At 61.0% G+C, this 19,504-nt stretch carries 18 protein-coding genes and 1 riboswitch; of the genes, 11 read left to right on the forward strand and 7 right to left on the reverse strand.

Features of this window, described 5'->3' with window-relative positions:
• The first annotated feature begins 108 nt into the window (after nt 1–108).
• Nucleotides 109–1,404, forward strand: a complete 1,296-nt coding sequence (locus AC1RME_RS04215; RefSeq protein ID WP_096821692.1) for an OmpP1/FadL family transporter — start codon at nt 109–111, stop codon at nt 1,402–1,404.
• On the opposite strand, the gene AC1RME_RS04220 is transcribed toward AC1RME_RS04215, so the two are convergent.
• From AC1RME_RS04220 to AC1RME_RS04230, 3 genes are all read right to left on the reverse strand, one after another.
• Nucleotides 1,405–2,358: a fumarylacetoacetate hydrolase family protein gene (locus AC1RME_RS04220; protein WP_096821693.1), complete on the reverse strand. Its 954-nt coding sequence runs from the start codon at nt 2,356–2,358 to the stop codon at nt 1,405–1,407.
• 67 nt (nt 2,359–2,425) lie between these two features.
• Nucleotides 2,426–3,574, reverse strand: a complete 1,149-nt coding sequence (locus tag AC1RME_RS04225) for a VOC family protein (protein WP_096821694.1) — start codon at nt 3,572–3,574, stop codon at nt 2,426–2,428.
• A 202-nt stretch (nt 3,575–3,776) separates the two neighbouring features.
• The gene (locus tag AC1RME_RS04230; protein WP_493090568.1) at nt 3,777–4,838 is read right to left on the reverse strand and encodes an alpha/beta fold hydrolase; all 1,062 of its coding nucleotides are present in this window, start codon (nt 4,836–4,838) and stop codon (nt 3,777–3,779) included.
• A gap of 254 nt (nt 4,839–5,092) precedes the next feature.
• Here AC1RME_RS04230 and AC1RME_RS04235 point away from each other — a divergent pair, with 254 nt between their 5' ends.
• From AC1RME_RS04235 to AC1RME_RS04250, 4 genes are all read left to right on the forward strand, one after another.
• Entirely contained in the window at nt 5,093–5,929 is an 837-nt protein-coding gene (locus AC1RME_RS04235; RefSeq protein ID WP_096821696.1) for an AraC family transcriptional regulator, read from the forward strand.
• A gap of 51 nt (nt 5,930–5,980) precedes the next feature.
• Nucleotides 5,981–6,577 (forward strand): LysE family translocator, encoded by a 597-nt coding sequence (locus AC1RME_RS04240; RefSeq protein ID WP_096821697.1) that lies wholly within the window; start codon nt 5,981–5,983, stop codon nt 6,575–6,577.
• 64 nt (nt 6,578–6,641) lie between these two features.
• Nucleotides 6,642–7,337, forward strand: a complete 696-nt coding sequence (locus AC1RME_RS04245) for a tRNA (adenine(22)-N(1))-methyltransferase (protein WP_096821698.1) — start codon at nt 6,642–6,644, stop codon at nt 7,335–7,337.
• Between the two features lie 52 nt (nt 7,338–7,389).
• On the forward strand, nt 7,390–7,551 hold the full coding sequence (locus AC1RME_RS04250; RefSeq protein ID WP_096821699.1) for a DUF2986 domain-containing protein: 162 nt from the start codon (nt 7,390–7,392) through the stop codon (nt 7,549–7,551).
• A 76-nt stretch (nt 7,552–7,627) separates the two neighbouring features.
• Here AC1RME_RS04250 and AC1RME_RS04255 read toward each other — a convergent pair whose 3' ends face one another.
• The 3 genes from AC1RME_RS04255 to AC1RME_RS04265 form a co-directional block, all read right to left on the reverse strand.
• Nucleotides 7,628–7,981, reverse strand: coding sequence for a DUF190 domain-containing protein (locus tag AC1RME_RS04255; RefSeq protein ID WP_096821700.1), 354 nt, complete (start codon nt 7,979–7,981; stop codon nt 7,628–7,630).
• 10 nt (nt 7,982–7,991) lie between these two features.
• Complete coding sequence (crcB, locus tag AC1RME_RS04260) at nt 7,992–8,375, reverse strand: fluoride efflux transporter CrcB (RefSeq protein ID WP_096821701.1); 384 nt, start codon at nt 8,373–8,375, stop codon at nt 7,992–7,994.
• Nucleotides 8,376–8,518: 143 nt separating this feature from the next.
• Nucleotides 8,519–8,579, reverse strand: a riboswitch (Fluoride riboswitch).
• Between the two features lie 89 nt (nt 8,580–8,668).
• Nucleotides 8,669–9,454 carry an AraC family transcriptional regulator gene (locus AC1RME_RS04265; RefSeq protein WP_096821702.1) on the reverse strand — a complete coding sequence of 262 codons (786 nt, stop codon included), beginning with the start codon at nt 9,452–9,454 and terminating at the stop codon, nt 8,669–8,671.
• A gap of 109 nt (nt 9,455–9,563) precedes the next feature.
• Here AC1RME_RS04265 and AC1RME_RS04270 point away from each other — a divergent pair, with 109 nt between their 5' ends.
• Nucleotides 9,564–10,460: an EamA family transporter gene (locus AC1RME_RS04270; RefSeq protein WP_096821703.1), complete on the forward strand. Its 897-nt coding sequence runs from the start codon at nt 9,564–9,566 to the stop codon at nt 10,458–10,460.
• A gap of 30 nt (nt 10,461–10,490) precedes the next feature.
• Here AC1RME_RS04270 and AC1RME_RS04275 read toward each other — a convergent pair whose 3' ends face one another.
• Nucleotides 10,491–12,875: a DUF3772 domain-containing protein gene (locus AC1RME_RS04275; RefSeq protein ID WP_096821704.1), complete on the reverse strand. Its 2,385-nt coding sequence runs from the start codon at nt 12,873–12,875 to the stop codon at nt 10,491–10,493.
• Nucleotides 12,876–13,033: 158 nt separating this feature from the next.
• Here AC1RME_RS04275 and AC1RME_RS04280 point away from each other — a divergent pair, with 158 nt between their 5' ends.
• From AC1RME_RS04280 to AC1RME_RS04300, 5 genes are all read left to right on the forward strand, one after another.
• On the forward strand, nt 13,034–13,375 hold the full coding sequence (locus AC1RME_RS04280; RefSeq protein WP_096821826.1) for a hypothetical protein: 342 nt from the start codon (nt 13,034–13,036) through the stop codon (nt 13,373–13,375).
• 99 nt (nt 13,376–13,474) lie between these two features.
• On the forward strand, nt 13,475–14,731 hold the full coding sequence (locus tag AC1RME_RS04285; RefSeq protein WP_096821705.1) for a TolC family protein: 1,257 nt from the start codon (nt 13,475–13,477) through the stop codon (nt 14,729–14,731).
• Nucleotides 14,728–15,975 (forward strand): efflux RND transporter periplasmic adaptor subunit, encoded by a 1,248-nt coding sequence (locus tag AC1RME_RS04290; protein WP_096821706.1) that lies wholly within the window; start codon nt 14,728–14,730, stop codon nt 15,973–15,975. The genes AC1RME_RS04285 and AC1RME_RS04290 overlap by 4 nt, the downstream gene beginning before the upstream one ends.
• Entirely contained in the window at nt 15,972–19,130 is a 3,159-nt protein-coding gene (locus AC1RME_RS04295; RefSeq protein WP_096821707.1) for an efflux RND transporter permease subunit, read from the forward strand. Before AC1RME_RS04290 ends, AC1RME_RS04295 begins: the two co-directional genes overlap by 4 nt.
• Nucleotides 19,127–19,477, forward strand: a complete 351-nt coding sequence (locus AC1RME_RS04300) for a copper-binding protein (protein ID WP_096821708.1) — start codon at nt 19,127–19,129, stop codon at nt 19,475–19,477. Before AC1RME_RS04295 ends, AC1RME_RS04300 begins: the two co-directional genes overlap by 4 nt.
• The last annotated feature ends 27 nt before the right edge of the window (nt 19,478–19,504 follow it).

Consider the following 19,504-nt stretch of genomic DNA (forward strand, 5'->3'; position numbering starts at 1 on the left):
AAACCCGTCGCCATGGATGGCCGGCGACCTATCTCATCATTGAATCCAACGATCCATCCGCGTGCCTTGGGTGTTCGCGCCCACCAAAAAAATAACAAGAGCCAGATCATGACAATAAGAAATCAGCTTTGTGTGCTGGGGCTTTGCCTCACCTCCACTCAACTCCTGGCCAACGGCCTGCAAATCAACGAACAGAGCATCAGCTCGGGAGGCAAGGCTTATTCCGGTCGGGCTTCTGATGTGCAGGACGCCTCGATCGTTTACGGCAACCCCGCCGGCATGTCCCGCCTGGCGGGTGAACACGTCAGTGGCGGTCTCAGTTTCATTGATGTCAGTTCGCGCATCAGCAACGTCAATACCACGGTGTCGGGCACTTCGCACGGCGATATGGTGCCTGATCCGATCGTCGTGCCATCGGGCTTCTACACGCTGCAACTCAACGAGGACTGGCACGTTGGGTTTGGGGTTTACGCCCCGTTTGGCGGGAGCACGGACTACGAAAGCAACTTCCAGGGACGCTACCGCAGCTCGCAGACTCAGGTGAAGGTCGTCACCTTGCAGCCGACGGTCAGTTACCGGATCAATGATCGACTGTCCGTGGGTTTTGGGCCGACGATCAACCGCCTCGACGGGCTGCTCGAAAGCAAGATCGCCAACAGCGCGGTGGGCGGGCAGGGCGACGGGACTGTCAAAGTCACCGGCGACGACACAGCCATGGGCTTCAGTCTGGGCATCCTGTTCGACCCGCTCGACGACCTGACCCTGGGGCTAACCTATCACTCCAGAGTCGATTACAAGCTGAGCGGAAAGACCAAGGTCTCAGGTGCCAATGGATTGCTGGCACCGATCCCGGGGCTGGGGCTGCCGGGGCTCAACGGCAAATATGACGCGAGCCTGGATTTCACTTCACCGGAAACGGTCGATGCCTCGGCGACCTGGCGCATCAATGATCGACTGGATGTCTCCGCCGGTGCGTTGTGGAGTCGCTGGAGTCGCGTGCAGGAATTGAGGGTGCTGAACTCCGGTGTGCCACAGGCCTATGGCCCTTTCGATACGATCCTCGAAACCCTGAAGTGGCGTGATACCTGGTCGTTCTCCACCGGCATGTCCTATCGCCTGAACAAGCAATGGAAGGTTCGTGGCGGGATCGCCTATGAGCCGACGCCGATGCCCAATCAGTACACGTCCACCCGTGCACCAACGGGAGACCGGAAGATTTTCACCGTTGGCCTGAACTGGCAGATGACCGATCAGACCTCTCTGGATCTGGGATACGGCTACATCCACGAAGATCCGGTAAAAGTGTCACAGGACACGTCCCAGGGTGGGCTGCGTCCGGGTTACAGCACCACCTACCAGAACACGATCAACGGACTTGGGCTGCAGTTGAATCACAGCTTCTGATCAGTCTTGCTCGACGACAAGATTGCGCTGGACACCCAGATCGACAATGCCGTCCGCGCTACGGATTCTCGCCTCGACCCTGTCGCCCGGCTTGAGGTAGCGCTCGCGGCTGGCCTGGGCCTTCAGAAACAGTTTCCACTTGAGGGCCTCGGGCAGCAGGGTGGCAATGCGCTGGGTGGCGGGTGATGGAATGGCCAGCGCACAGCCGGCCGGAGTGCCTGTGGCAATCAGGTCTCCGGCCGCGAGGTCTTGCACGGCAGACAGTTCTGTCAGGGTCTGCGCAGGGGTGTAAACCATGTTCGCGGTATTGTCCTCTTGGCGCAGTTGGTCGTTGACGGTCAGGCGCAGCTGCAGGGCCTTGAGGTAATGCATCTGGTTGGCTTCCAAAAGACACAAATAAGGTCCGACCGGACCGAAGGTGCGGAAACTTTTGCCTTTGTAGAACTGCATCTGCGGAATCTGGATGTCCCTCGCCGAATAGTCATTGACGATGACCAGTCCGGCCACGAACTGGTGCAGGTTGCTGTCGTCAATCTGGACCGGGCCGTTGATGTCGCTGCGCATGACCAGGCCCAGTTCAATCTCGTAGTCGAGAAAGCGGACATGGCGTGGCTTGATCAGGTCGCTGTCGGCCGGGCAAATGCAACTGGCTGCCTTGGTAAACATCATATTGTACGACTTGGCGTCCGGATCCATCCCGGACTCGATCATGTGCTGACGGTAGTTGGCACCCTGACAGACAAACTGCTGGTTGCGGGTGACCGGGGAGAGCAGCCGCACTTGATTGAGTTCGAGTGTCGGGCTCTTTAGGTCGCGCAACTGCTCGATGCTGACTTGCCGGATGAACTCGCCGGTTGTCGCGTATTGCCCAGAAACGGGCGTGATGCGCTGATTGTGAATACGTCCCCATTGGACGGTGTTCTGATATTCGAAACGGACAACCTGCACAGCCATGACAACGACTCCTGGGGGGTGAGGAGGGGGCCAGCGCCAACCTCGTGTGGTTTGCGACGCTGCAAAATCAGGCGAACAGGCGTGCCAGTGTGATCAGCTTGCGCACGCTCAGATCCGGACTGCGGCGAAGATGGCGGAACAAGGAAAGAACATTCGCCGGTGTCAGTTTCGGTTTGGTAAAACTTCTGGGCATGGATTTGCCCCACTGGGACATCGCCGCTGCGCTGATACTGTGCACACCTGTGGGCTGGTCGGCAGTGAATCGGTCACCATCACAATAGTGCTCGTGCTTGTCGCCGAACGGGTCCTGCCAGTAATCGAAGATCTGGCTTCCAAGAATGTGCCGGCCAATACCCCAGGCATGGCGCCAACCCCGATCCCGAAGAACCTTCTGGCCCATGCCGACGGCGTCCAGATCGACCACCTCATAAGCGCTATGGCTGTAGGCCGGCATGAATCCCTGGGCCAGGGCCAGCGTGTGATGGTCGGCTGGCGTGTCGCCCAGATTCAGACGCAGGAAGGCCACCGCCGGCGAACCGTCAGGCAACAACTGCACATCGCTGGGAATGAATCCGAAGTGTTGTGTGTACCAGGCGCAGGTGCGCTGGAAGTCCGCCACTTCCAGCACGAGATGGCCAAGGCGGATGATCTCCGGTGGAGCAATCGGCGGACGCTGGGTTGCATTGATGCGCACCACGCTATCCCCAAGGTTGAGTGGCAAGGGCGAGCGATGGGGCCTGGAGCCAACCACTGACTGACCATGAAGGGCCTCGACGAGAAAACCGGACGGATCGCGCAAGGTGACTTGTTCGCCACCGCCGGGGTGATCGCACGGCATGATGGATGATGCTTGCGGTAACAAGCTCAGACGCTGCAGGTCGGGACGGGAATCGACGCTCAGACCGAAACCAATAAAACGTGGCTTCTTGCCGCGATGTACGCGATAGCAATAGGGTGCCGTTCCGGTACCACGCAAAAGCAGCAGATCCGCATTGTGCAGAACCGTCAGCAGTCCGAAGTCCTGAAGAAAGCGCTCGGTCCGTTCCAGATCCGGCCGCTCGAAAATCAGATGAGTCAGCGCATGGGCGCGCACGGTGGGTGCCTCGTGGCGTGCTGGCTGCAGGTTTTTTTGTACATTAACGGGCTGCTGTGCGGGATTAAGCTTCACTACGGGAGCCTCCAGACGCAGGAATACGGCACAGCACAAATTGAACATGATTGTTCAATTTGAGTCAAATTTGTAGTTCTGATGGATTTCGGAGTAAGCATAAATTTTCTCGGCCTGGCCGAGATCAGTTTTCTGCAAGCGCCCATGGACATGGTTCATTCATCGTGAATGCCAAGGTCTGCGCAAGTTTCACGCATGTCCATGGGTTGACATCTTTCCTTTACATCGATGAGCCGTTTGGCGTGCTACTTCAAAGGTGATCGGCGTCGATGATCGCTTTGGCGAAGGTCTGCGGACTTTCCTGCGGCAGGTTGTGGCCGATGCCGCCGTTGATCAGACGGAACTCGTACTTGCCGGTGAAGCGTTTGGCGTAGTCCTCCGGCGCCGGGTGCGGCGCGCCGTTGGCATCGCCTTCCAGAGTGATGGTCGGCACGCTGATCGAAGGCGCGGTGGCGAGTTTCTGCTCCAGCGCTTCGTACTGACTTTCGCCCTGCACCAGGCCCAGGCGCCAGCGGTAGTTGAACACGGTGATGGCGACGTGATCCGGGTTTTCCAGGGCCTTGGCACTGCGGTCGAAGGTGGCATCGTCCAGCGCCCATTTCGGTGAGGCGGTTTGCCAGATCAGCTTGGCGAAATCGTGGGTGTTCTTGGCGTAACCGGCAGCACCACGGTCGGTGGCGAAGTAGAACTGATACCACCATTGCAGCTCGGCCTTGGGCGGCAGCGGGTTCTTGCCGGCGGCCTGATTGCCGATCAGGTAGCCGCTGACCGACACCAGCGCTTTCACTCGCTCCGGCCACAGCGCCGAGACGATATCCGCCGAACGTGCGCCCCAGTCGTAGCCGCCGAGCACGGCAGTTTTGATCTTCAGCGCGTCCATGAAATCAATCACGTCACTGGCGAGCGCCGCCGGCTGACCGTTGCGCACAGTCTTGTCGGAAAGGAAGTGCGTATCGCCATAACCCCGGGCGTACGGCATCAGCACGCGATAACCCTTGGCCGCCAGAATCGGTGCGACTTCATCGTAGCTGTGAATGTCGTAGGGCCAGCCGTGCAGCAGAATCACCACCGGACCATCGGCCGGGCCGGTTTCGGCGTAGGCCACGTCCAGCACACCAGCCTTCACATGCTTCAGCGCGCCGAAAGGCAGGTCGGCTTTCACGCTGGCGGCTTCAGCCTTGACCGGTTCCGGCGCCGCCGATTGCGCGTTGGCGAACGCGCCGAACTGCATCAGGGCGGTGGCGAGAATCGACAGGCCCAGCAGGCGACGACGGGTGTTGCCGGTAGCGGTGGTGTGCAGTGCATGCTTCATGGGAAGACTCCTTTGCAATCGACGGGGGCCGGATTCGGTGTGAACCCTTCTGAACTGGAGTCCAGTAAAGCCCGGCGATGTATCCGCGCTGTTTCCGGTTTGGGCGCCAGATGCAGGCGGGTGTATCCGGGACGGGTGCGTACACACTGAGATACAAACCCGTTGCAATGCGCCGGTTGCTGCACAAATCTTCTAAACGCGCTGGCGTGAAGCGCGGTAATTTAGCCGTTGAACCCATTTCTCTGGAGCCCTGCGTGGACAAACGCAACTGGATCGACCTGTCCCAGGATGCCGACACCGGGATCGAGTCGATTCGTGCCCATTTCCAGGGCCATGCCTACGATCCGCACTGGCATGACAGTTTCCTGGTGGGCGTGACCGAGCAAGGGGTTCAGCAGTTCGATTGCCGGCGCGTGCGGCACTTCAGTACGCCGGGCAAGGTGATCATGCTGGAGCCGGAGGAAATCCACGATGGGCATGCGCCGACCGAGGAGGGTTTTACTTACTCCATGCTCTATTTCGATCCGCACTGGCTGGAGCGCGAGTTGCTTGCGCTGTTCGAACACGTGCCGGACAACAGTCAGCTCGGGTTCGCCGACACCCTGAGCCAGGACCCGCGCCTGGCCACTTCCATCAATCAGGCCTTTCACGCCCTGCATCACGGCGACTTGCGCATCGTCCGGCAAAGCGCTGTCGACCACTTGCTGGGTTCTTTGACGTCCCACCTCGACTGGCGCAAGCGTCAGGTGTTCGATCCGCGCTTGCCGCGGGTGGCTCAGGTCGCGCGGGATTATCTGCATGCTCATGCTTTCGAAGATATCGGACTCGATGATCTGGCCCGGGCCTGTGGGGTTGATCGTTTTCGTCTGACCCGGGCTTTCAAGTCGGCCTTCGGTCTGGCGCCCCATGGCTACTTGATCCAGCTACGACTGGCTCGGGCCCGACAAATGCTGGCGCGAGGCGAAACGCCCGCCAACGTCGCCAGCGCGTTGGGGTTTGCCGATCAAAGCCATCTGGGCCGCTGGTTTCGCCGCGCCTATCACCTGACCCCGGCCGACTACCGCAAGCGCTGCTCAAACCTTCCAGACTGAACGTCTCGCAACCGCGACCATGGCCTCCTGTTTTGATTCGGAGTTCATGCCATGGAATCGTTGTTACCCTTTCTGCTGTTTTCCTTCGTTGCCTCGATCACCCCGGGGCCGACCAATATTCTGGTGATGAGCCACAGTTCGCGGCGCGGGATGGTGGCTACGCTGCCGATCATCCTTGGTGCCTGTCTGTCGGCGGCGCTGGTGGTGCTGGTGGTCGGGCTCGGTGTGGGTGAAACGCTGCTGCGCTATCCCCGCGTGCAGCAGGCCATGGCCTGGGCCGGGGTGCTGTGGTTGAGCTGGCTGGCGTGGCAGATTTTTCGCAGTACGCCGCCATCGCTGGGCTTGGCAACGGCGGGTGATGACGGCTTCAGCGTGTTCGGTGCCGCCGGCCTGCAATTGATCAACCCCAAGGTCTGGATGATGGCCGTGGCGGTGGTGAGTGTGTTCGGCGGGAACGGTGACGAACAGGCGCGGATGGTGCTGTTGGCCTTTGTGTTTCTGCTGGTCTGCTTGCCGTGCATGACGGCGTGGGCGTTGCTGGGGGTGGGCAGTGCGCGGTTCTTTGGTTCACCACGGGCATTCAGGCGAATGAATGCCGGGCTGGCGTTTTTGCTGTTGTTGTCGGCTTGGTTGACGGTGTTGGTGTAGCCCCCCAGAATCGCGCCCCGTTCCGGCCACTGGTGCCGGACGCTCAACGTAAAAGGGGTAGCGGTTGAACGAACAGACATTGTCCATGCGCCTGGAGCGTGTAGCTGCGCACGTACCCGCCGGGGCGCGCCTGGCCGATATCGGCTCGGATCACGGCTACCTGCCGGTGGCGTTGATGCGTCGTGGCGCCATCGAAGCAGCGGTGGCGGGGGAGATGGCGTTGACGCCGTTTCACTCGGCCGAGCGCACAGTGCGTGAAAACGATCTGGGTCAACAGATCACCGTGCGCCTGGCCAATGGCTTGATGGCGATCGAGCCGCAAGACGGAATCACCGCGATCAGCGTCTGTGGCATGGGCGGCGAGACCATCCGCGACATTCTCGAGGCAGGCAAGGCACGTTTGAGCGGCCGCGAACGCCTGATCCTGCAACCCAACGGCGGCGAGCAACCCCTGCGCCAATGGCTGATGGACAACGACTACCGGATCCTTTGCGAGGAACTCTTGCGGGAAAACCGCTTCGACTACGAAATCATCGTTGCCGAACGCGACGGGCCGGTGACCTACACCCCTGAGGAACTGTACTTCGGACCGTTGCAGATGCAGGCGCGCAGCCCGGCGTTTGTCAGCAAGTGGCAGCACAGACTGCGTCATAAACAGCAGACCCTGAGCCACTTCGGGCGTGCGCGGCATGCCGTGTGCGAAGAGAAGGTGCAGGACCTGGCCCGGCAGGTGCGGTGGATCACCGAAGTGCTCGCTTGAGCCCGACTCAGGGCTGATATCATTCAACAACTTTCAAGCAGGGCAAAACACCATGAACCGTCAGAAGAAGCTGCAACAGTTATTCAAGGAAAAAGCCAAAAAGGCCAACGCCAAACTGGCGCCGAAAAGCAACAAGCCGAAGTACATCAGCAAGGCTGACCGGTTGAAAATGGAAGCTGAAGCGGCTCAGGTCTCGGTCGTTTCCACTGAGTGAACGAAAAGGGGACAGATTTATTTTCAGAAAATAAATCTGTCCCCTTTTGTCCCTTTTGTCCTTGTTCAGGGCTTGATCATGGGGCGCCATGGGTTGAAGGGGGCGGCCTATCGGCCTTTCTGCCGACAAAGCCCATTTCAATCGGCGTCCTTATGTAAAACACAGAGAAATCTTCCGTCTCCAGGCGCTTGAACAGTCTGTCGGACTCTTCTTCGGTGATCGCCATTCGGATTTCCGTCGGCTGATCCGCCAGTTCAAAAAAGTGCGAGGAATGCAGTCGCCCGGTATGGCCGAAACCTTCGATGGCAGTGGAGAGGGTCGCACCGCGCAGGCCTAGCTCCTTTGCCAGATCGACAATCCAGTCGCCGAGCATCTTTCCTTGATGACGACGGTTTTGTTGAGTGAAGAAAATCACCAGAAAACCTTTCATTTCGGTCTCCTTAACGCGTGCCAATCAATTGATAGGACAACAGTCCCGCCGCAGTCATTGCCAACGAACCGACGACGTGCAATGAAATCGAGCCGAGCGCCCAGAGCAGTCTGCCTTCCTGAATCAGGGCAACGGTTTCGGCTGAAAATGTGGAAAAGGTCGTCAGCCCGCCACAGAAGCCGGTGATGATCAGCAGCCGCCATTCGGGGCTCAGCGAAGGGGAGGCTGCAAGGAATGCGATAGCCAGGCCGATGATGTAGCCGCCGACCATATTGGCAACCACGGTGCCCGGTGGAATCGCGGGGAACAAGGCGTTTAGTTTCATGCCAAGGATCCAGCGCAACCAGGCGCCCAGTGACGCACCCACGGCAATGACCAGAAGTGATTTCAGCATACCGGGCTTACCTCTTCAGACCGTTGCGGCCAAACAGGTAGCGGAGGGGAAAAGCAAAAAACAGCGGGTTGAATAAAGGGAATCATGATCCTGTCCTGTAGTGGGGGACAGGGAAGCAGGCACGCCTACGCACCCTGTCCAGGGTTCACGTAGGCATCATCAGCACGAGGCGGTTTGAGGAGGAATGCCATCTCCTGCAAAGATCCTAAAGCAATCAGACACGGCACTTCAACGACCAAAAGGGGACAGATTGATTTTCCAGAAAATAAATCCTGAAAATAAATCTGTCCCCTTTAAAGAAGAGATTTTTCTGCAAAGTATCGACTGGGCACTTCTCCCAGCAAGTGCTTGAACGCCGTTGTGAATGCACTCGAGCTGCTATAGCCCAACATCATCGCGACCTGTGTGACCGACTGGCCTTTTCCCAACTGCACAACCGCAGAGAGCAGGCAGGCCTGCTGTCGCCATTCGATGTAACTGATGCCCGTGTGCACTCGAAACTGTCGGGTAAAGGTTCGGCGGCTCATGCCTGCACGTTGGGCCATTTCGTCGATACCCACCTCCAACGAGGGCTGGGCCAGAAATTCGCGGCATACCCGCGCAAGACGCGGTTCTGTCGGCAACGGGGCGTTGAGTGACAGCGCGGGCATCCCGGCAATTTCATGTAGCAGTAATCCCATCAGATGACCGTCGCGCCCCTGAGTGGAATAGCGCGCAGGCACATCGATTGCCTTCAGCAACAACTGGCGCAACAACGGCGATACGTCCAACACCTGACACTGATCCGCCAGCCCGAGACGCTGCGCCGCATGTTTGCGGATATAGGTGTTGTGGAGCGTGACAGGGCCGCGCATCTGCATGGAATGAGGCAGTTGCGCCGGGACCCAGATGCCGCGCTGAGGCGGGACGACCCAGTTGCCGTGATCGGTAAAGACGGTGATGACGCCACTGGCAGCATACGCAAACTGTCCACGCGGGTGGTCATGCAACGGGAACAGCGTTCCATCCGCGTAGTCACGTGCGGTCACGACGGCATCGCGGGGTGTGTTCTGGTAGGTCGGTACGGTTTTTTCGCGCATGGCCCGATATTAATGAAAGTTGGCCTGTGACTGAAAGCAGGCCAGGTCGATTGCTTGCATATTTCTCCTGGCACGAGCATTTCCGCTATGCGCTGGGGAAACACTGAATATGCAAAAGAAGCACTTTTTACTCGCCGTCCTGGTAACGGCTGTCTGGGGATTGAACTTCCCCGTCACCAAGCTCGGGCTGGCCGGTATCGACCCTCTGCTGTTGACGGCGTTGCGTTTCGCACTGGCAGCGTTGCCCTGGGTGTTTTTCGTCAAGCGTCCGCAGGTTGCCTTCGGATGGATCGCGGCCTATGGACTGATCTTCGGTGTCGCGATGTGGGCGTTGATCAATCAGGGGATCGCATGGGGCGTACCGCCGGGTAGCGCGTCGTTGCTGATCCAGTTCAGCGCGTTCTTCACGCTGGGCTGGGGCGTGCTCTTCTTTGGAGAACGCTTGGGACGGCTTCAGTTGACTGGCAGTGTGTTGGCGGCTGCAGGACTGGTGGGGATCGTCTTGTGCAGTCCCGGCGATGTACCGAGGGCTGGTTTTGCCCTGGTGATTGGCAGCGCAGTGGCCTGGAGCATGGGCAACGTGATCATCAAGGTTTCCAGAGTGCGTGAAATCTTTGCCTTCGTCGTCTGGGCGAGTTTGTTTCCACCCATCCCGCTCTTGCTGTTGACGTGGCTGCTACACGGTTCCGCTCCTTTCAATGCGCTGCCTTCGCAACTGAATGGCATGACGCTGTTTTCACTCGCGTTCCAGGTGTACGCCGCGACGCACTTCAGTTACTGGGGATGGAACCTGCTGTTGCGTGAATATCCGGTTTCGCGCGTGGCACCGTTGTCGCTGCTGATTCCGGTATTTGGTATCGTCAGTTCGATGGTCATTCTCGGCCAACACCCTGGCCCCTTTGATTGGGCGTTTATCTTGCTGGTTCTACTGGCGCTGGCCTTGGGTTCAGTGAAGTTGCCCTTCACTCAACAGCGTTCGGCTCCGCAAGTGTCCACATCCCGCTGAGGATCTGCGCTTTCAGCCGGTTTAACCGCATCAGGCACTCGGCTGCACCGGTTTGGCCAACTCAATCCCCGCCGCCCCCAGCCGCTTGAGAATCTCGAACAACAAGTCACTCTTGGTCTTGCCGACAATCCGCGGGCTGTCGACGTAACCGGTCACGGTCAGGGTGATGCCATCGGGCGACAGTTTGCTGAAACGCACGAACGGCGCCGGTTTGCCGAGGATGGTTTCGTGCTCTTTGTAGGTGTCGAGCAACAGGTTTTTGACCTGTTCGGGATCGATGTCCAGCGGGAACATCAGCTCCAGCGTCGCCACGCCCTGGGCGCTGCCGCCGAGGGTGACGTTGCGCAGATTCTGCGAGATCAGTTGCGAGTTGGGCACGATTACGATGGAGCGATCGCTGAGCTGGATCTCGGTGGCGCGCACGTTGATCCGGCGGATGTCGCCCTCGACGCCGCTGATGCTGATCAGGTCGCCGACCTTGACCGGGCGTTCGGTGAGCAGGATCAGACCGGAGACGAAGTTCTTCACGATCTCCTGCAGACCGAAACCGATCCCCACCGACAGGGCGCTGACGATCCACGCCAGGTTGGTCCATTTCACACCCAGCGAAGACAGCGTCAGCAACACCACCAGCGCATAACCGATATTGGAAAACAGCGTGCTGAGCGAGGCGCACATGCCCGGGTCCATGTCGGTCTTGGGCAGGAATTCGTTGTCCAGCCAGCGGCGCAGGGCACGAATCAGGTAAATACCGATCAGCAGCGCGAGCACCGCGTTGAGCAAATGCCCGGGAACAATGTTCAGTTTGCGCAGGCCGGCGCCACCGAGAATCGCGCCGATGTTGGTGGCCAACTGGCCGAGGGTGGTGCCGATGCCGCCGACGAACAGGGTGATCACCGCCAGCAGCAACAACGCGGCGCGGCCCACGCCGGCCAGCAGGGTCGAGGCTTGTTCGAGGCGCCGGTCGCCGACCCCCAGCAGTTGCTTCAGTGCCTTGCCGCTGGAGTGGCGGGGCGAGAAGAAGTATTCGCAGCTGTCCTTGAGCAACTGCATCAGCAGGTAGAAACCGGAAAACACGATAAACGCCCACACCAGTTCGTAGGTAATGAACCGGGCCAGCGACACATACCCCGTCAGCAACGCCCCCAGTGAAATGACCATCGCCAGTGTCGCGAGGGTGTAGACCACGCCGGCGAACGTGTTGCCCGTCACCTGTGCATCGCCGGCCGCCGCCAGCGCCTTGCGCACCTTGCCGACGCGCATCAGCAGCACCGTGACGATGCCCAGCACCACCAGCGCAATCACGCCCCGGCCGGTGATCACGATCTGACTGCTCATGCCGGACGCGTTGCTGACCTGCACCGCCGTCACCAGCACCAGCAGCGTGGCGGACAGGATCCGGGCGAACGGCTTGAGTGTCTGCGCCACCGGCTCGGCAATCACCGGCAGCCGCCACGACGGGTGCTCGGTGGACAGCAACGCGCGGCTCAGGCCGGTGATCATCACGCAGGCATACACCACTTTCTGGAACTCGTCGGAAAACGTCGCCAGCATTGGTGGCAACGGCACATGCCGCGTGCAGGCGTAATACAGCAGCTCCAGGGCGATGGCCGTGGTCGCGAGGGTAGCCAGCGCCGAGGCAAACGCCAGCGAGCTGCGGCGCAAGCGTCCTTCCGGCATGCGATGAATGCACACCCACGCCAGCCAGCGGTCGGCGAGCCGGCGGCCCAGTGTCCAGATGATGAAGGCCAGCACCACCAGCACACTGGTGTAGAACCGTTGCCCCGGCTGCCAGGCCTCGGTGCCGGTTTCCTTGATCTGATCGACGAATGAGCGCAGGCGCTGGCGATCGTCAGGGTCGGGATCGACCAATGGTGCCCAGAAGCCGGGGCTCAGGATGCTGTCGGTGCCGAGGGTCAGCTCGCTTTCGAGCAACGTACGGCGAATGCTGGCAATTTGTGTGATCAGGTCGGTGGCGTTCTGCTTGAGTGTCGCCAGGTTCTTCAGGGCGGTGTCGACTTTGGTCTTCTGCTCGATCAGCGTCGCCCGTTGTGCGGCGATATCGGCCTGTTCAGCGGCCACCGTTTCCGCCGGCGTCGCCCCCAATACGCCCAGTTGCACGGTCAGTTGTGCCTGCTGCGGCAGCAGCGACGCCGACAACCGGTCGATGTCCAGAATGAACATCTGCACCCGATCCTGCGGGCCTTCGAGCTGGTTGTAGTTGTTGGCGGACGAGATTTGCTGCTTGAGGCCATCGAGACGTTGTTGCAACGCTTGCAGATCGTTTTGGCCGACCCCGGGAAGCGGGGCGCCGATGTCGATTGTGCTCGACAAGTCAGCGGCCGACACGGTTGTCAGGCCCGGGCCGAGCAGGGTCAGAGCGACGAATACCAATGACATCAATGCATTGCGCATGGGACTGGCTGATTCCGGTTGATCACACAATCAATGAGGTTAGGTGATCAGGCGCCTGCTGCATCATTTTCTGTTGCTAATCCTGGCTTAATGCGTGTCCGGTGATATCGCCGGGCATCGAATTGAAAGCACTCTTTTTCGCGACTAAACTCCCGGTCATGAAACGCTATCTGCGGTTTTGTCTCATCTTCCTGATCAGCCTGGCGCTTCCCCTCAGCGGGATGGCGGGCGTGCAGGCGCCGACAGAACCCTGCCCGATGCAAGCCATGGGCATGGCGATGATGGACGGCATGAACATGGATTGCTGCAAGGACATGAAAAGTCCTGCCGACCATGGCACTCCCTGCAAGCCAGGCCAGGAGTGCAAGACCGGCGGTGTGCTGCAGGTCTCGATCCTCAAGCCGCCCGTCACTGTGTTCAGCCCCGTGACGCTTTCATTCTTCAGCGATTCCCTGCCTGTAGCGACCCCGTCCGGGGTCTGGCGACCGCCCCGCGTCTGATTCCTGTCTCCCTTCGAAGCTCATTCCGCCCAGGCGGAGTGGATTGGCTGTGCGTGTGTTTTTCACCGCGCGCAGCGGACGATCACAGGAATCGTAAACATGAAATTCAAGTGCAATTGCACGGGGTGGCCGTTGGTGGCCAGTCTCGCGGCAAGTGTGCTGGCGTGGCCGGGTTTTGCCGCCGCGCTGACACTCGATGAAGCGCTGCGGCTGGCGGAAACCCATGCGCCGTCGCTGAATGCGCAAGACGCAAAAATCCAGGCCGCCAGCAGCGCCGCCATCCCGGCGGGGGAGTTACCCGATCCGAAACTGGTGCTGGGCGTGCAGAACTATCCCGTCGGCGGCCCGGATCGCTACAGCCTCAACCAGGACTTCATGACCATGCAAATGGTCGGCTGGCGCCAGGACATGCCCAACGGCGACAAGCGCAAGGCGCGCATCGAGGTCGCCGACGCGGCCATCGAGCGTGCCGCGGCGGAACGTCGCGTCGAGCGCCTGAAGGTTCGTCAGGCCACGGCACTGGCCTGGATCGGCAGTTATTCGGTCGAGCGCAAACAGGGTTTGCTTCAGGACTTCTACAAGGAAAACCGTCTGCTGAGCGACACCGTCCGGGCGCAGATCGCCGGCGGCCGCGCGCAACCTGCCGACGCCGTGACGCCGAAGCAGGAAGCCGCCCGACTGGCGGAGCAGGAAGACAACCTGACACTGGAGCGCACCCAGGCCCGAGCAGCCCTCAAACGCTGGATCGGTGCGGCCGCCAACGACAGGCCCGAAGGCAACTTGCCGCAATGGTCGGTCGACCCCGCCACCTTCAACCATCAACTGCAACACCATCCCGAACTGGCCGCGTTTGCGCCCATGACTCGCGAAGCGCAGGCAAAGGTGCAAGAGGCGGTGTCCGAGAAAAAGTCCGACTGGAGCTGGGAAGTGGATTACCAGCACCGTGCCCGCGAGTTTGGCGACATGGTCAGCGTGCAGTTCTCCTGGGATTTGCCGTTGTTTCCCGAGACCCGGCAGAACCCGAAAATCGCCGCCCGACAAGCCGAGCTCAGCCAACTGGAAGCCGAGCGCGAAGCCCTGTCCCGTGAGCACACCGAGCAATTGGAAAACCAGTTGGCCGACTACGCGCGCCTCGACCGGGCGCTGCTGCGCAGTCAGCAAAGTCTCGTGCCGCTGGCCAAAGAGAAAGTCGACTTGAGCCTGGCCAGTTATCGCGCCGGCAAGGGCGATCTGAACGCGGTGGTCAGCGCCCGCCGTGAACTCATTGAGGCTCGCTTCCAACAGATCGACGTGGAAGAACAGCGCGCGCTGACCGCTGCGCGTCTGCACTTCGCTTATGGGGAGACCCGCCTGTGAACCGACCCAATTTCAATGGCTTCTGGCTGGCCGGTCTCGCCCTCGCAGTGGGCGTTGCCGCAGGCTATGGCGTGGCTTATCAGCGCATGAACGGCGAACCCGGCGCAGCTCCGGAGCAGGGTGCCACATCGAAAGCCCTGTACTGGTACGACCCGATGTATCCGCAGCAGAAGTTCGACAAACCGGGCAAGTCGCCCTTCATGGACATGCAACTGGTACCGCGATACGCCAGCGACGGCGTAGGCAATGCGACGGTCAGCATCGATCCGGGCCTGACCCAGAATCTGGGCTTGCGCACGGCAAAGGTCACGCGCGGGGCCTTTGCCTCCAGCCTCGATGTGACGGGCGTACTGGCGTTCAACGAGCGGGATGTAGCGGTGATCCAGACGCGTACCAGCGGGTTTGTCGAACGGGTTTATGCCCGGGCACCGGGGGATGTGTTGGCGGCAGGCGCGCCGTTGGCAGACATTCTCGTACCGGACTGGGCGGCGGCGCAGACCGAGTTTCTCGCCCTCAAGCGCAGCGGCGACCGGGACCTGATCACAGCGGCGCGTCAGCGTTTGCAACTGACCGGCATGCCATCGAACCTGATTGCCCTCGTGGAGCGCAGTGGCAAGGTTCAGCCGAACCTGACCGTCACCAGCCCGGTGGGCGGCGTGTTGCAGGAACTCAACGTGCGCACCGGCATGACCGTGGCGAACGGCGAAACACTGGCGCGGATCAACGGCCTGGGCAGTGTCTGGCTCGCCGTGGCAGTGCCGGAATCGCAGACCGGTTCAATCACCGAAGGGCAGTCCATCGAAGCGCGACTGCCGGCGTTTCCCGGCACCGTGTTCAACGGCAAGGTCAGCGCGATTCTGCCGGACACCAACCCCGACAGCCGCACCGTGCGCGTACGGGTCGAATTGGCCAACGCTGATGGACGCTTGCGGCCGGGGATGACCGCTCAAGTGCGGCTGAACCGCTCGACCGGGCAAGACAACCTGTGGGTGCCGACCGAAGCGGTCATCCGCACGGGCAAGCGTGCTCTGGTCATGCTCGCTGAAGAGGCGGGGCACTACCGCCCGGTAGAGGTACGTCTCGGTCAGGAAAGCGACGGCAAAACGGTGATCCTCAAAGGTCTGGAGGAGGGGCAGGAAGTGGTGACGTCCGGCCAGTTCCTGCTCGATTCCGAGGCCAGTCTCAAGGGCATCGTCGCCGAGCCGCTTGAGGTCGACGGGAACGCCTCGGGGAGCCAGCCATGATCGCCGCGCTGATTCGCTGGTCCGTGGCCAACCGCTTTCTGGTGCTGCTGGCGACGCTATTTGTCACGGCCTGGGGCGTGTGGTCGGTGCAGAGCACGCCGATCGATGCGCTGCCGGACTTGTCCGATGTGCAGGTGATCATCCGCACGCCGTACCCCGGACAGGCGCCGCAGATCGTCGAGAACCAGGTGACCTATCCGCTGACGACCACCATGCTTTCGGTGCCGGGGGCGAAAACCGTACGCGGTTATTCGTTTTTCGGTGATAGCTTCGTGTACGTGCTGTTCGAGGACGGCACCGATCAGTACTGGGCGCGCTCGCGGGTGCTGGAATACCTGAGCCAGATCCAGAGTCGCCTGCCGGCCAGTGCCAAACCGGCGTTGGGACCGGACGCCACCGGGGTCGGCTGGATCTATCAGTACGCGTTGGTGGATCGCAGTGGCCAGCACGATCTGGCGCAGTTGCGCGCGTTGCAGGACTGGTTCCTCAAATTCGAGCTCAAGACCCTGCCCAACGTCGCCGAAGTCGCTACCCTCGGCGGCATGGTCAAGCAGTATCAGGTGCAGCCCGACCCGGTGCGGCTGGCCAGTCTCGGCATCACCCTGGCGCAGGTGCGTGAGGCCATCGGCAAAGCCAATCAGGAAACCGGCGGCGCGGTGCTGGAAATGGCCGAGACCGAGTTCATCGTGCGGGCATCCGGCTACCTGAAGAGCCTCGACGACTTCCGGGCGATCCCGCTCAAACTCGGCGCCGGCGGGGTGCCAGTGACCCTGGGCGATGTCGCGACGATCCAGACCGGGCCGGACATGCGCCGGGGCATCACCGAGCTGGACGGCCAGGGCGAGACCGTCGGTGGCGTGGTGATCCTGCGCAGCGGCAAGAACGCCCGCGAGACCATCGCGGCGGTCAAGGCCAAGCTCGACGACATGAAAAGCAGCCTGCCGCCCGGCGTGGAGATCGTCACCACTTACGATCGCAGCAAGCTGATCGACCGCGCCGTCGATAACCTCAGCCACAAACTGCTCGAAGAGTTCATCGTCGTCGCGCTGGTTTGCGGGATCTTCCTCTGGCATTTGCGCTCTTCATTGGTGGCGATCATCTCGTTGCCGGTGGGTGTGCTGATCGCTTTTATCGTGATGCGCCATCAGGGGCTGAACGCCAACATCATGTCGTTGGGCGGGATTGCCATCGCCATCGGCGCGATGGTCGATGCAGCCGTGGTGATGATCGAGAATGCCCACAAGAAAATCGAAGCGTGGCACGCGGCCAATCCGGGACAGGAACTCAAGGGCGAGCGCCATTGGCAGGTGATGACAGACGCGGCAGCGGAAGTGGGGCCGGCGCTGTTTTTTTGCCTGTTGATCATCACGCTGTCGTTCACTCCGGTGTTTACCTTGCAGGCGCAGGAAGGGCGGCTGTTCGGTCCGCTGGCGTTCACCAAGACTTACGCCATGGCGGCGGCAGCGGGGTTGTCGGTGACGCTGGTGCCGGTGCTGATGGGCTACTGGATCCGTGGACGGATCCCGGATGAGCGCCACAATCCGCTCAACCGCTGGCTGATCCGGATCTACCAGCCGGCGCTGGATGCGGTGTTGCGCCGACCGAAATTCACCTTGCTGGTGGCGCTGCTGGTGTTCATCAGCGCGGCGTGGCCGATCTCCAGGCTCGGTGGCGAGTTTCTCCCGCCGCTGGACGAGGGCGATCTGCTGTACATGCCGTCGGCCTTACCGGGACTGTCGGCGCAAAAAGCCTCGCAGTTGCTGCAACAGACCGATCGCCTGATCAAGACCGTGCCCGAGGTAGAGCATGTGTTCGGCAAGGCCGGCCGTGCCGAAACCGCCACCGATCCGGCACCGCTGGAGATGTTCGAAACCACCATTCAGTTCAAACCCCACGAGCAATGGCGCCCGGGCATGACCCCGGAGAAACTCGTGGAAGAACTGGACCGTGTGGTGAAGGTGCCGGGCCTGACCAACATCTGGATTCCGCCGATCCGCAACCGCATCGACATGCTCGCCACCGGGATCAAAAGTCCCATCGGCGTGAAAGTCGCCGGCAACGATCTGGCCCAGATCGACGCGGCCACTCAAGCCGTCGAACGCGTGGCCAAAGGCGTGCCCGGCGTCAGTTCTGCGTTGGCCGAACGCCTGACCGGTGGCCGCTACATCGACGTCGATATCGATCGCAACGCCGCAGGTCGCTACGGGCTGAACATCAGTGATGTGCAGTCGATCGTCGCCGGTGCCATTGGTGGCGAGAACGTCGGGGAAACCATCGAAGGACTGGCACGCTTCCCGATCAACATCCGTTACCCGCGAGAGTGGCGTGACTCGCCCGGTGCTCTGGAGCAACTGCCGATCTACACGCCTTCGGGCAGTCAGGTCACCCTCGGCATGCTGGCGAAGATCAAGGTCACGGACGGCCCGCCGATGCTCAAGAGCGAAAACGCCCGACCGTCCGGCTGGGTGTACATCGACGTGCGGGGCCGGGACATCGCTTCGGTGGTGGCTGATCTGCGCCGCGCGGTCAGCGATCAGGTCAAGTTGCAGCCGGGCATGAGCCTGAGCTACTCGGGGCAGTTCGAGTTTCTCGAACGGGCCAATGCTCGCCTGAAACTCGTGGTGCCGGCCACGCTGCTGATCATCTTTGTGCTGCTCTACCTGACCTTCGCCCGCTTCGATGAGGCGCTGCTGATCATGGCCACGTTGCCATTCGCCCTGAGCGGCGGTGCGTGGTTTCTCTACCTGCTGGGCTACAACCTGTCGGTCGCCACCGGGGTCGGGTTTATCGCACTGGCCGGGGTCTCTGCCGAGTTCGGCGTGATCATGCTGCTCTACCTGAAAAACGCCTGGGCTGAACGCGAAGACCTCGGCGATCGCACCGAGCGCGGACTGATCGCGGCAATTCGCGAAGGCGCCGTGCAGCGCGTACGCCCCAAAGCCATGACCGTGGCCGTGATCATCGCCGGTCTGTTGCCGATTCTGCTCGGTAGCGGCTCCGGCAGCGAGGTCATGAGCCGCATTGCCGCGCCCATGGTCGGCGGCATGGTCACGGCGCCCTTGTTGTCCCTGTTCGTCATCCCGGCGGCGTATCGACTGATGCGCCGTCGTCACTTGTCCGTTGAAACCCTCCAACCTGAAGGAAAAACCTCATGAAACTGATCCCGATCACTGTTGCCGGCACGCTGGTTGCGTTTGCATTGACTGCCCACGCCGAGGACATGCCCGGCATGAAGATGGACGACATGCAGGGCATGCAGATGCAGGCCGCCACTCAACAGACACCCGCCGCCAACGCTGAAGGCACGATCAAGGCCATCGATGCCACGAAGCACACTGTGACCATCGCTCATGGTGCGGTTGCGGCGTTGCAGTGGCCGCCGATGACCATGGGGTTTGCGGCAACTGAGGAACAGTTGGCCGGGTTGGCGGTGGGGGACCGGGTGAAGTTTTCGTTCCGGATGGAGGGCAGCAAAGCGACGCTGGTTTCGATCAGCCAGTAAGGCTGTGACGTAAAAAAAAACCGGCGC

Source organism: Pseudomonas sp. GW822-FHT03F08 (assembly GCF_058801265.1).